Source organism: Roseateles sp. YR242 (assembly GCF_900109745.1).
Classification (GTDB): Bacteria; Pseudomonadota; Gammaproteobacteria; order Burkholderiales; family Burkholderiaceae_C; genus Roseateles.
This window is the reverse complement of sequence record NZ_FOAV01000002.1, coordinates 124,261-136,531: the sequence shown is the minus strand read 5'-3', so window position 1 is coordinate 136,531 and position 12,271 is coordinate 124,261. Positions and strand designations below refer to the sequence as shown.

The window sequence follows — 12,271 nt, the reverse complement described above, 5'->3', positions numbered from 1 at the left end:
TTGGCGGCGGTCAGTGAGCGGCGGCGGTGGTGCGGCGGATGGCGTTGGTGGCCTGCTTGAAGGCGTCCAGGCCGATACGGCGCACGGTGGCGATGAAGCGCTCGCCAGCCTGGCGCTCGCGGCGATAGGTGGCGATCACGGCTTCCACCGCATCGGCGGCCTCGTCAGCCGCAAAGGAGGGGCCGATCACCTTGCCGGCCACGGCCTTGCCCGACAGCGTCGAGCCATCCGATCCGCCCAGCGTGATCTGGTACCACTCGGTCCCGTCCTTGTCCACGCCCAGCACGCCGATGTGGCCGCTGTGGTGATGGCCGCAGCTGTTGATGCAGCCACTGATGTGCAGGTCGATGTCGCCGATGTCCCAGAGCTCGTCCAGATCCTGGAAGCGCTCGGTGATCTCGCCGGCCAGCGGGATGGAGCGGGCATTGGCCAGGGCGCAGAAATCGCCACCCGGGCAGGTGATCATGTCGGTCAGCAGGCCGATGTTGGGCGTGGCAAAACCCAGCGCCTTGGCAGCGGCATACAGCGCCGGCAGGTCGGCTTCGCGCACCCACGGCAACAGCAGGTTCTGGTCGTGGCTGACACGCAGCTCACCGTGGCTGAAACGGTCGGAGAGGTCGGCGGCGCCGTCCATCTGGGCGTCGGTGATGTCGCCGGGGGGCAGGCCCACACGCTTGAGCGAGAGCGTGACCGCGCGGTAGCCGCTGACGCGGTGCGCCAGCACGTTGCGCTCCAGCCAGCGGCGGTAGGCCGGGTCCGCACCGTCGAAGATGTCGATGGCCGGTGCCGGTGTCACGCCCGCAGGCTCCACGAAACTGGCCGCCACGCGGGCCAGTTCGGCCTCGGGGATGATCTGCTCGTGGCTGCCGCTGTCGTCGCCCAGGATGTGCTGGTATTCGGTGTTGACGGCGTCGAAGAAGGCCTGGCCTTCCGCCTTGACCAGGATCTTGATGCGCGCCTTGTACATGTTGTCCCGGCGGCCGAAGCGGTTGTAGACGCGGACGATGGCCTCGATATAGACCAGGATGTCCTGCCACGGCACGAAGGCGTTGATCTCCTGGCCGATCACGGGCGTGCGGCCCATGCCGCCGCCCACCAGCACCTGGAAGCCCACCGCGCCTGCGTCGTTCTTGCGCAGCTGCAGGCCGATGTCATGCCAGCCGATGGCGGCCCGGTCCTCGGTGGCTCCGGAGATGGCGATCTTGAACTTGCGCGGCAGGAAGGCGAATTCCGGGTGCAGGGTGCTCCACTGGCGCAGCACCTCGGCATAGGGGCGCGGATCCACCAGTTCATCGGCGGCCACGCCGGCGGTCACATCGGCGGTGATGTTGCGGATGCAGTTGCCGCTGGTCTGGATGCCATGCATGTCCACATCGGCCAGCAGATCCATCACATCGGCCGACTGGGGCAGCGGAATCCAGTTGAACTGCAGGTTCTGGCGGGTGGTGAAGTGGCCGTAGCCCCGGTCGTGCTCGCGGGCGATGCGAGCCAGCTGGCGCAGTTGCCGGCTGTCCAGCACACCATAGGGCACGGCCACGCGCAGCATGGGGGCATGACGCTGGATATACCAGCCGTTTTGCAGGCGCAGCGCACGGAAGTCGTCGTCCGGCAGTTGACCCGCCAGATGGCGTTCGAGCTGGTCGCGGAACTGCGCCGCACGGGCGTGGACGAACTGGCGGTCGAAATCGGTATAGGCGTACATGGCAGCGATGTCAGCGCCGGCCTGGACGACAGGCCGCTGCGTCGGCTGACACGGCGGCTGGCCCAGGGCTGGCCGGGAGTTAGCACTCTATGAATGCTTTATATATATGGGAACTACAAAATCGTAGATTGCTTATTCTTGAATAAGCATATGAACAATTCTGCAAAGGGCAGGCGCAGCGAGTCAGCCGCGCGCGAGACGTTCCAGTGCGGCCACCTGAGCCCCGATGCGCTCGGGGATGGCGGTCTCTCCGGCCAGCATGGCGCGGATCAGCGCCGCGTTCTCAGCGGGCTCGCAGGCGGTGGACAGCGGCACCTCCAGGTCCTCGTTGGGCGAGGGTTGGAGATCCCAGGCTTGCCCATCCACGAAGCCTTGCAGGTGTGCCTTTCGGCGCAGGTGCAGATAAGCCTCACCTTCGCTGGCGCGCATGAGCAGCGCACGGCTGCCCTGCAAGCTCAGCAGCGGGAGCGCGGCGCCCATGCTGTCCACATATTCCGGATGGGTCACGGCCACCACCCGCACGCTGCGGCCTGGTGCCGGGTCCAGCAGCTTGGCCACGCTGTGGCTGCTGTTGCGCACACCCATGCGCGGGCGCAGAGCCATCAGTGCGTCGATGCCGGGATTGAGCAAAGCCAGGGGCAGCACGGCCAGGTGGCGCTCGAGCAACTGGGCCTGGGCTTGCGCCACGCCGCCGGCGGCGGGCAGGCCGAGGGCGTCCAGCAGCTCGAAGGGGCTGATGCGGCTGTCGAAGTCGTGGCGGCCATGGATGAGCACCGGGATGCCGGCACGGGCCAGCAGCAGCGCCACCAGCGGCATCAGGTTGGCCTGCTTGCGGGCGCCGTTGAAGGCAGGGAGCAGCACCAGGCGCGGGCCCTCGGGCACCTGCAGCCGGGCGGTACGTTCCTGCATGGCGGCTTCGAAGCCCAGCAGTTCCTCCAGGCTCTCGCCCTTGATGCGCATGGCGATGAGGATGGCGCCGCGCTCCAGGTCGGGCACGGTGCCGTCCAGCAAACCACCGAACAGCGCATGCGCCTGTTCACGGGTGAGGTCACGGGCGCCGCGTGTGCCGCGGCCGATCTCCTTGATGAGGGGCGCAAAGTCCATGGGTGCTGGCAAAGATGAGAAGTCGGTTCATGCGGCCCGCCAGTGCGGGCCGGAACCGGCGGCCATCTTACGCGGCGACTGAAGGCGCCCGACGGTCGAGCGCCCACTGCACCAGCCCTTCAGCCGGCATGGGCCGCCCGAACAGGTAGCCCTGCAGCACCTCGCATTGGTGGCTCAGCAGCCAGTCAGCTTGCGCATGGGTTTCCACGCCCTCGGCCACGCAGATCATGCCGAGTTGGCGGCCCAGGTCGAGCATGGTGCGCGCGAGCAGTTGGCCGTGGGGGGTGTCCAGCGCGCGGATGAAGGTGCGGTCCAGCTTCAGGGTGCGCGCCGGCAGGGTCTGCAGGCGGGAGAAGGAGGAGTAGCCCGTCCCGAAGTCATCGATGGCCAGGTCGAAGCCTTCGGCCGCCAGCCGCTCCAGCTGGGCGGGCGCCCGGCTGTCGGGGTCCATGATGGTGGTTTCGGTGATCTCCAGCTCCAGGTCGGCCGGGCTCAGGCCGGCGGCGCCCAGATGCTCCAGCAGGTCCTGCGTCAGCCGGGCGTCGGCCAGTTGCTGGGCGGAGATGTTGATGGCGATGCGGGGCACCATCACGCCTTGCCGGCGCAAGGCAACCAGATCGTTGCAGGCGTGGCGCACCACCGCCTGGCCCAACGCACCGATCAGGCCGGAGGCTTCGGCCAGCGGGATGAACACATCGGGGCCTATGGGCCCCAGGGTGGGGTGGTTCCAGCGCGCCAGTGCCTCCAGCGCATGCAACTGGCCATTGGCGTTGACCAAGGGCTGATAGGCCACGTGCAGTTCATCGCGGGCCAGGGCGCTGCGCAGGTCCAGACGCAGGCGGTAGTCGCGCTGGCGGGCGACATCCTGGCTGGCATCAAAGACGGCCGCCTGATGGCGCCCCTGGCGCTTGGCCTCGTACATGGCGATGTCCGCCCGGCGCTGTGCTTCGGCCGCCGAGCCCACGTCTGGGCCCAACCGCGCGGCGCCCACGCTGCCGCCCACCTTGAGCGAGAGCCGATGCGCGGCCACCGGGGCTTCCAGGGCATCGAACAGTGACTTGAAGATGGCTTCGACCGGCCGCAACGGCGAGCCGGTGACCAGGATGCCGAACTCATCACCCCCCAGCCGCGCCACCTGGCCGTCGGCCTTGAAGGCGTTGCGCAGGCGCCCACCGATGGCCACGATCACGGCATCCCCGATGGGATGGCCGTGCTGGTCGTTGATGCCCTTGAAGCCGTCCAGGTCCAGATAAAGGATCCAGCCGTCACGCGGGGTGCGCAGCAGCGCCTGGTCAATGACCTCATCAAAGGCACTGCGGTTGAGCAGCCCGGTGAGCGGATCGGTCGTGGCTGCGCGACGCAGGCGCTGTTCAGTGTCCCGCAACAGCTGCCGCTGGCGGCGTGAACTCAGCAGCCAGACCACCATGCCCAGCATCTGGGCGGCGACGAGGATGCCGACATCCCGACCCACATCCTCATAGACCCCGCTGGGGTCCAACTGCATCTGCAGCGACACAGAAGGGTCCTGGAGCGAATTGACCTCCACGCACAGGCCCCAATCACCCCCCTCGGCGCACGGCAGCCGAGTGACTGGATCGCCGAAGGCGTGGCGGCAGGCGTCACCTTGGCACAGGGCCAGGTCTTCGAGCGTGTGGTAGTGCTCCAGCGCCGAGCGCATGGCAAAGGGCCGGGCCGCATCGGACATGGGCGCCATGCCTTCCAGCAGCGTCTGGCCCAGACCTTGCGCCTGACGGGTCTGCTCGACCAGGCCGAAGTGCAGGTTGACCATGCACATCAGCAGGATGGCGATGACCGAGGTGACGGAAAACTGGAGCCAGTGGCCCTTGTCCGTCGAGGGCGCACCACGAACGTTGGACGACATGGATATGCGGGAAAGCCTCGGCCGGTCCGAAGCGAAGCCCGATATCTTCTGTCGGCGCCCTGACGTCTGGCAACGGGCGGGTAGGGGGGTGGCCGGCTAGCAATTCACGTTATGTCAGACTATTACCGGCTTCCCAGCCTGACGGGTGGCCGGGATGGGCGCTGCTGCTGCGACCTCCGGTGTGCTGCAGCGTTCCGGGGTCAACTGACCGAACAGGTCGCGCGGGTCTGTCAGCGCGGGGATCAGGGACAGCGGCTGCCCGATGCCCAGTGCCTGCGACTGCTCGTTCAGCCAGCGAAGCGTGGAAAAGTCTTCCAGCGCAAAACCAACGGAATCGAACACGGTGATCTCGTCCTTGGACTGGCGGCCGGCGGCTGCACCGCTCAGCACCTGATGCAGCTCGGTCACCGGGAAGTCTGCCGGCATCTGCTGCAAATCGCCCTCCACGCGGGTTTGGGGTTCGAACTCCACCACCACACGGCCACGGGCCAGCACCTCGGCGTGCAGTTCGGTCTTGCCTGGGCAGTCCCCCCCCACGCCATTGATGTGCATGCCGGGCTCCAGCATGTCCGGCGTGATGATGGTGGCGTTGCGTTTGTCCGCCGTGACGGTGGTGACGATATCCGCGCCACGCACGGCTTCGGCCGTGCTGGCACATCGCACCAACTGCAGGCCAGGCACGGTGCCCAGGTGGCGCGCCAGCTTGTCGGTCGCGGCCGGGTCGATGTCGAACACCCGAATCTCCGTGATGCCCAGGAGGTGGTGGAACGCCAGCGCCTGGAACTCGCTCTGGGCGCCGTTGCCGATCAGGGCCATCACGCGGGCATCGGGCCGGGCCAGATGGCGGGCGGCCAGGGCTGATGTGGCGGCGGTGCGCAGCGCGGTGCTGAGGGTCAGTTCGGACAGCAGGGTGGGGGTGCCGGTGTCCACATCCGCGAGCACGCCGAAAGCCATGACGGTGGGCAGGCCCACCTGGTGGTTTTTGGGGTGACCATTGACGTACTTGAAGCTGTAGAGCTGGCTGTCGGTGATGGGCATCAGCTCAATCACGCCCTCGGCCGAGTGGTGAGCGACCCGCGCGCTCTTGTCGAAGGCGGCCCATCGGGCGTAATCCTCGGCGATGGCATGAGCCAGTTGGTCCAGGGTGCTGGCAAGGCCGTGGTGGTGGACGATCCGGGCGACGTCCTTGGGGGTGAGCAGGCGGGTCATAGGCGGGCGCGAGGGGTGGCAATGACCCGATCTTGAAGAGGGATGCTGTCAGCGGGAAGCCAGAAACTTGATCAAGAATGCCAATGGATTGCGCATTTCGTCAGAGTTGACTACCGTTTTGCAGCACCGCACACCATGGACACCCTGGACCAGCAACTTCTCGCCCTGCTCCGGCAAAACGCTAGAGACAGCATCGCCACGTTGGCGCACAAGCTCAAGGTTTCACGCGGGACGGTGACCAACCGTCTGGCCAAGCTGGAGGCCAGCGGGCAGATCGTCGGCTACACCGTGCGCCTGCGGGCGGATGTGGCGCCCAAGCAGATCACCGCCTGGATGAGCATCGCGGTGGAGGGCAATCGGACGCGGGAGGTGGTGGGCATCCTGCTGGGCGAACCCGGGGTGGCCGGCATGTTCGACACCAATGGCCGGTGGGACCTGCTGGCGGAGTTGCGGGCGGACACGCTGAATGAATTGGCCGACATCCTGGAGCGGGTGCGGTTGATCAAGGGCATTGGGGCCACCGAGACCAGCATCCATCTGCAGACCTACAAGCTGTCGTGACCGGTGTTCAGCAGGCCTGATTCACCGGGCAGCCTTCAAGGGCCGACGTGAAGCGGGCGGTTCAGCGCGCGCTCAGGTCCGGGCCGAGATAGGGCGGCGCGGCATCGGGCGCCGCCTGCGTGTCGTCGAGCTGGAACCGGCCGTCCCGCAGCGTCATGCGCTGCCGCACGACACGCGGTTCCGGCCCGGGGCAGCGGCCTTCGTTGAAGCGCAGCACCACTTCCACGCGCGGGCCGGCACCAGGGCTGAGCACGCTCACGCCAGTGGCCTGAGGCGCGGCACCGGCACCGCAGGCGGCCGGGCCTGGTTTGTCCTTGAAGCCTTCGTCCAGGGCCAGCACCAGTTGATCGCCTTGTTCCACCACCAGGCGTTCACTGCGGCTTTCCAGGCCGGCGACCACATCGAGGCGGCGGCTGCGCAGGGCCCAGCGGTCGTCGGCCACCTGCAGCATCTGCAGGTCTTCATCGCCGGAGCCTGGGGCGCCAGGCATCAGCAAAAGGCCACGTGCGCGCAGCTGCCAGCGGCCCTGTGCATCGGCCGCAAAGAGGGCTGCACCCAAGGCCGGCACACACCCGCCGCAGCGGAACTGGTCACGCGGCCCGGGCGTGAGCTGGTAGACCAGCATCAGCTTCTCGGTGCCCTGGTCCGCATAACGCTGGCGGTAGACCTCGGTCACGGCGGCCTGGATGGAGACGCGTGAGCCACCGCCGAAGAATTCGGTGAGTTGTGGGCCGCGCCAGGTCGCGCCGCCATACACGGTGCGTCGCGCAGCGGCCATGTCGGGCACCGGGTCGATGGCAATCGGGATCTGGGCCAGCGCGGGCCTGGCCGGTGCGATCCATCCGAGCATCGCCAGGGCAATGGTCACCACCATGGCGGCCATGCTTCGCGGCGTCGCGGGGGCGGAAGGGGAGGCAGGCAGTGGGCGCATCCGGGGCAGTATCGGTCATGCCTGCTGGCGCCAGCGAGCATGGAGCATCACGGGTACAGTGGCGCCACCTTATTGATGCCATCCGCCCGGCGTGTCGCGCCTGGCCATGGAGATGACCGCATGACGGCCCCAGTGATCCGAAGCCTGCTCGAAACCGATCTCTACAAGTTCACGATGTGGCAGGCCATGCTGCATCGGCACGCCACGGCCCAGGCCGAATACCGGTTTGCCTGCCGCAATACACCGCAGTACCCGCTGGCCTCGTTGGCGGAGGACCTCTCCCGGGAGCTGGACCATCTGTGCTCGCTGAGCTTCACCGCGGACGAATTGGCCTACCTGCGGACCTTGCGCTTCATCAAGCCGGACTTCATCGACTTCCTGCGCATCTTCCGTTTCCAGCGGGACTTCGTCAGCATCCATACCGACGGCGAGCGTCTGGACATCGTGATCCGCGGCCCGCAGGTGCATGTGATGGGTTTCGAGATCTTCGTGCTGGCGATGGTCAACGAGTTGTACTTCCGCCGCTTCGACAACGCTGCGGCGCTGGTGGAAGGCCGTCGTCGGTTGCAGGAGAAGATTGAGCTGCTGCGTGCCTTCGAGCGGGACGAACCTGCTCGCCGCCATCCCTTCCAGTTCTTTGACTTCGGCCTGCGCCGGCGCTTCTCCGGGCCGTGGCACCGCGAGGTGCTGGCGACCTTGAAGGCCGAGTTGCCGACGCAGTTCCGCGGCACGTCCAACGTGCTGCTGGCCCAGGAGCTGGACCTCGTGCCCATCGGCACCATGGCGCACGAATACCTGCAGACCTACCAGGCCACGGGCGTGCGCCTGCGGGACCATCAGAAGGCCGCGCTGGAAGACTGGGTGCAGGAGTACCGAGGCGACCTGGGCATTGCGCTGACCGATGTGATCAGCATGGATGCCTTCCTGGCGGATTTCGATCTCTACTTCGGCAAGCTCTTCGATGGCCTGCGGCACGACTCGGGCGATCCGGTGGTGTGGGGCGAGAAGGCGCTGGCGCACTACGAGAAGCTGCGTATCGACCCGCATACCAAACGCCTGGTGTTCTCGGACGCGCTGGACATGCCCAAGGCGATCTCGCTGTACCGCCACTTTGCGGACCGCACGCAGCTGGGGTTTGGCATTGGCACCAAGCTGAGCAACGACATGGGGCTGCAGACCCTCAACATCGTGGTGAAGCTGACCCATGTGAATGGTCAGCCGGTCGCCAAGCTGTCGGACAGCCCTGGCAAGACGATGTGTGAGGATCAGACCTTCCTGGCGTATTTGCGGCAGGTGTTCAATGTGACTGCAGGCTAGGGAAGCTGGGTGTTCACCGCCGCGCCCCTCGCTTCACTTCGCCACGGCGGTCAGACGATGCTGCTCAGCCCCCGCCAGCAGCGGCGTCCTTCGGGCCTGGACCCAGTCCTCATGCCCGGCACCGTAGTACGGCGACATGGGGTGCCCGCTCTGGCCGCCCGGCATGGAGAGCCAGGCCTGCTCCTCGCGGCCGGGTGACACCACCAGCCGCTCTGACTGCCCAAAGGCCGGCCCCGCCACATGGGGCAGGTTGCTGTCGCCGCCTTGCGGAAGGGTCGGCATGTCCAGCCAGCGTGAGAGCGCAGGGATGGCCTTGGCCAGCACATGCTGGATGTGGCTGGCGTTTTGCTGGCCCCAGGTGGCCTGCCCCAGTGGACCGCTGGCCGTCATCTCCTTGACCGCTTCGTTCAGTTGCGCCAGCAGCAGGGCGTCCCAATCGGTCTGCCCGACCGGCAGCAGGTGGGCAGGCTTCTCATCCAGTGCCTGGACCGCCGCATATTCAAACTGGTTGCGCCAGCGGATGCGCTGCTTCGCATCGTCCTGACGGTCGCCCAGGAACGGGCGTGTCCAGGCCTCCCATAGCAGGTTGAGCGTGTTGAGCCGTGTGGTGCGCACCAGCCGGTAGGCCACCTGATCCGCGTCCGCCGTGCCGTTCCAGCCCGCCAACAAGCGGGCCAGGCCGGCCTGTTCCGGATGCGCCTTCAGCAACCCCTGCAGCCGGTCCGCCCAGGTCTTCATGAAGCGCGCTTCGTTGTCCAGGTGGATGGCGCCGATGCTGGCTTCATCATGCTTGTGTGTCTCGCTCAGGCGCTCGCGGATCTGGCGGGCACGGGCGCCCAGGTCGAAGCCTCCATCGCCGATCAACTCTGCCTGGGCGCCGCCCAACTGGCGGCTGTTGGCCGTCCACAACTGGTCTTGCGCAGGTGACACGATCTGCGGGGACTGCGCCGGCGCCAGCCAGCTGTGGCGCAGTGCCGCCAGATCCATCAGGCGGCCCTGGCTCTTCTCCAGGCCCGGCTGCGACCACAGGCGGCCGGCGATGGTCCAGCCGATCTGGCCCTCCTTGTCCGCCGTCACCAGGTTCTGGTGGGGCATGCCGGCGCGCTGGGCCACGGCCAGCGCATCGCTCACCTGGCGGGCCTGCAGCATCTCATCCAGGGCCAGGTTGTAAGCCTCGCCTTCCTGCGCGATCCAGTGCAGCGCGAAGCGGCGCTGCCCATCCCTGGACACCACCGGCGCGCCTTCCAGCTCCTCCACCTTGAAGGTCTGCGAAGCGCCGTTGTGGACGAGCAAGGTCTCTTCACGCGTCACCAGCCGGGCATCGGCGGGAACTTCCACCCAGTCGAACCATTGGCCGTAGGCATTGGTGAAGCCCCAGGCCACATGGCCGTTGCTGCCGACAACCAGGGCCGGCAAGCCCGGCAGGGTGACGCCAGCGGCGCGCAGGCCCGTGGGGCCAGTGCCGATCTGGAATTGCGCGCGGAACCAGATGCTGGGCACGCCCAGCCCCAGGTGCATGTCGTCGGCGAGGATGGCCCCGCCGTGGCTGCTGCGCTGGCCGGACACCGCCCAGTTGTTGCTGCCAATGACGGGTGGGGCGTCCAGGGCGGCCAGGCGGCTGTCGATCCAGGTGTCCAGCGGGGACACCCAGGGCGTGTGGCGGGGGTCCGCCAGCACGACCTGCCCCCCGGTGGCGAGATCCGTGGTGCCTTTGGCGCGGCCCACGCGCAGATCGATCTCGGCGGGCGTGGGCATGGGTGCGGGCGGCACGCTGCTGCCGTCCAGCGGCGCATCCCAGCGGCCACCACGCGGATAGAGCCAGTGGTAGACGGTGTCGCCAGCCTTCTCCCGCACCAGCGCACGTTCCAGCCCGGCTTCGAAACTGCCGGACTGAAGCATGAAATACATCTCGCTGATCACCAGCAGGGAGTCCACGGGGGTCCAGTCCTGGGGCGCTGCGCGCAGCAGCAGGTATTGCCAGCCCCGCATCGGCAACGCATGCAGCCCGGCGTTGACACCGTCCGCATACGCCTGCAGCAGTGCACGGTCCTGTGGTGGCAGGGTGGGGAAGCGCTCGGTCAGGCGGGCGCGCAGGCGATGGACGCGGCGCTGGCGATCCCGATCGAGGGCCTTTTCCCCGAACAGCGCGGAGAGCTCTCCGGCGGCGGAGCGGCGCGTCAGGTCCATTTCGAAGAAGCGCTCCTGGGCGTGCACATAGCCCAGCCCTCGGGCGATGTCCAGGCGGTCCTGGCCAGCAAGCGTGACGGTGCCGCGCTCGTCGCGGCTGATGTCCAGCGGCTGGCTCAGGTCGGGCAGGCGGATGTCACCGTCCAGCTGGGGGCGACTGCCGCGCACCAGCAGCCAGGCCGCGAGCACCGCCAGCAGCAGCGCCACCACGATGCCCGCCAGGGTGCGGAGGGCCCAACGCCCCCAGGGGCGTCCGACGGTCTTGTTCATGTGGTCTCCCTCGATATCCATCGCCGCACAGCATATTCAATCCCGCCGACCCCTCACACAGATTCCCTACGCAAGCTGCAGAAGTCCCGCGAGATGGGGCGCAGACTTTCCCTAGAATCCGCCGCCATGTCCCCAGTTTCTTTCCAGCCCGGCCGCCGCCGTGGGCTGAGCCTCTTCGCTGCGTTCAGCGCTTGTGTCCTGTCCGCCTGCACGGTGATGACACCCGCGCCCGCCCCCTCCCCGACGCCGGCCCCCGTGGTCCAGGCGCCCGTGGAGACCGAGCTGCCGGCCCCCATCACGCCCAAGCCACCGCCCAAGCCCCCGCGCATCGGCCTGGCGCTGGGCGGTGGAGCGGCGCGTGGTTTTGCCCACGTCGGTGTCATCCAGGTGCTGGAAGAGCAGGGCATCAAGGTGGATCTGGTGGCGGGCACCTCCGCCGGCAGCCTGGTGGGGGCGCTTTATGCGTCCGGGCGCAATGGCAAGGAGCTGGCGACGCTCGCCGAATCCATGGACGAGGGCGCCATCACCGATTGGACCTTCCCCATCCGAGGCCTGATCCGTGGTGAGGCGCTGGCGCGCTTCATCCGCGAGAAGACCGGCAACCGGGGCATTGAACAGCTGCCGGTGCCGCTGGGCATCGTGGCCACGGACCTGGGCGACGGCACCCCCATCCTGTTCCGTCAGGGCGATGTGGGGGTGGCCGTGCGCGCCTCCAGCGCTGTGCCGGCGGTGTTCCAGCCGGTCAAGATCGGCACGCGGGAGTATGTGGATGGTGGCCTGGTGGCACCGGTGCCGGTGCGCTTCGCCAAGCAGATGGGCGCGGACCTGGTCATTGCCGTGGACATCAGCGAGCCGCCCGACCCGAAGGTGCCCGGCGATGCCATGCGCATGCTGATGCAGACCTTCTCCATCATGGGGCGGTCCATCAGCCAGTACGAATTGAAGGAGGCCGACATCGTGTTGCGGCCGCGGCTGGACGGGTTCAGCGGTTCCGACTTCACCGTTCGGCGCCGTGCCATCCAGGTCGGGCGCGAGGCGGCGCTGGCCATGTTGCCGCAGATCAAGCGGGCGATCGCCGCGAAGACGCGCTGAGCCAGTCAAGCGCGCT

General features: G+C 67.7%; 9 protein-coding genes. 3 read left to right on the top strand and 6 right to left on the bottom strand.

The genetic code is table 11. From position 1 onward, the window contains the following. Positions 1-10 precede the first annotated feature (10 nt). From BMY53_RS04270 to BMY53_RS04255, 4 genes are all read right to left on the bottom strand, one after another. Positions 11-1,702, bottom strand: a complete 1,692-nt coding sequence (locus BMY53_RS04270; RefSeq protein ID WP_092944027.1) for a nitrite/sulfite reductase — start codon at positions 1,700-1,702, stop codon at positions 11-13. Positions 1,703-1,885: 183 nt separating this feature from the next. Beyond that, complete coding sequence (gene ybiB, locus BMY53_RS04265; protein ID WP_092944025.1) at positions 1,886-2,806, bottom strand: DNA-binding protein YbiB; 921 nt, start codon at positions 2,804-2,806, stop codon at positions 1,886-1,888. 67 nt (positions 2,807-2,873) lie between these two features. Continuing rightward, entirely contained in the window at positions 2,874-4,688 is a 1,815-nt protein-coding gene (locus BMY53_RS04260) for a putative bifunctional diguanylate cyclase/phosphodiesterase (RefSeq protein WP_092944023.1), read from the bottom strand. 114 nt (positions 4,689-4,802) lie between these two features. Further along, entirely contained in the window at positions 4,803-5,897 is a 1,095-nt protein-coding gene (locus tag BMY53_RS04255) for an ornithine cyclodeaminase (RefSeq protein ID WP_092944021.1), read from the bottom strand. A 135-nt stretch (positions 5,898-6,032) separates the two neighbouring features. Between BMY53_RS04255 and BMY53_RS04250 the strand changes: the two genes are divergently transcribed. Beyond that, positions 6,033-6,458, top strand: coding sequence for an Lrp/AsnC family transcriptional regulator (locus BMY53_RS04250; RefSeq protein ID WP_092945096.1), 426 nt, complete (start codon positions 6,033-6,035; stop codon positions 6,456-6,458). 61 nt (positions 6,459-6,519) lie between these two features. On the opposite strand, the gene BMY53_RS04245 is transcribed toward BMY53_RS04250, so the two are convergent. Further along, the gene (locus BMY53_RS04245) at positions 6,520-7,332 is read right to left on the bottom strand and encodes a hypothetical protein (protein ID WP_143073918.1); all 813 of its coding nucleotides are present in this window, start codon (positions 7,330-7,332) and stop codon (positions 6,520-6,522) included. Between the two features lie 177 nt (positions 7,333-7,509). On the opposite strand from BMY53_RS04245, the gene pncB reads away from it, so the two are divergent. Continuing rightward, entirely contained in the window at positions 7,510-8,706 is a 1,197-nt protein-coding gene (pncB, locus tag BMY53_RS04240; protein ID WP_092944017.1) for a nicotinate phosphoribosyltransferase, read from the top strand. A gap of 33 nt (positions 8,707-8,739) precedes the next feature. Here pncB and BMY53_RS04235 read toward each other — a convergent pair whose 3' ends face one another. Continuing rightward, the gene (locus BMY53_RS04235; protein WP_177200710.1) at positions 8,740-11,163 is read right to left on the bottom strand and encodes a penicillin acylase family protein; all 2,424 of its coding nucleotides are present in this window, start codon (positions 11,161-11,163) and stop codon (positions 8,740-8,742) included. 93 nt (positions 11,164-11,256) lie between these two features. Between BMY53_RS04235 and BMY53_RS04230 the strand changes: the two genes are divergently transcribed. Beyond that, positions 11,257-12,255, top strand: a complete 999-nt coding sequence (locus BMY53_RS04230) for a patatin-like phospholipase family protein (RefSeq protein ID WP_404947853.1) — start codon at positions 11,257-11,259, stop codon at positions 12,253-12,255. Positions 12,256-12,271 lie beyond the last annotated feature (16 nt).

Bases quoted from the DNA above. Each gene is read 5' to 3' on its own strand.
- BMY53_RS04270 (WP_092944027.1), bottom strand. From the start codon at position 1,702: ATGTACGCCTATACCGATTTCGACCGCCAGTTCGTCCACGCCCGTGCG.
- ybiB (WP_092944025.1), bottom strand. From the start codon at position 2,806: ATGGACTTTGCGCCCCTCATCAAGGAGATCGGCCGCGGCACACGCGGC.
- BMY53_RS04260 (WP_092944023.1), bottom strand. From the start codon at position 4,688: ATGTCGTCCAACGTTCGTGGTGCGCCCTCGACGGACAAGGGCCACTGG.
- BMY53_RS04255 (WP_092944021.1), bottom strand. From the start codon at position 5,897: ATGACCCGCCTGCTCACCCCCAAGGACGTCGCCCGGATCGTCCACCAC.
- BMY53_RS04250 (WP_092945096.1), top strand. From the start codon at position 6,033: ATGGACACCCTGGACCAGCAACTTCTCGCCCTGCTCCGGCAAAACGCT.
- BMY53_RS04245 (WP_143073918.1), bottom strand. From the start codon at position 7,332: ATGGTGGTGACCATTGCCCTGGCGATGCTCGGATGGATCGCACCGGCC.
- pncB (WP_092944017.1), top strand. From the start codon at position 7,510: ATGACGGCCCCAGTGATCCGAAGCCTGCTCGAAACCGATCTCTACAAG.
- BMY53_RS04235 (WP_177200710.1), bottom strand. From the start codon at position 11,163: ATGAACAAGACCGTCGGACGCCCCTGGGGGCGTTGGGCCCTCCGCACC.
- BMY53_RS04230 (WP_404947853.1), top strand. From the start codon at position 11,257: ATGGGGCGCAGACTTTCCCTAGAATCCGCCGCCATGTCCCCAGTTTCT.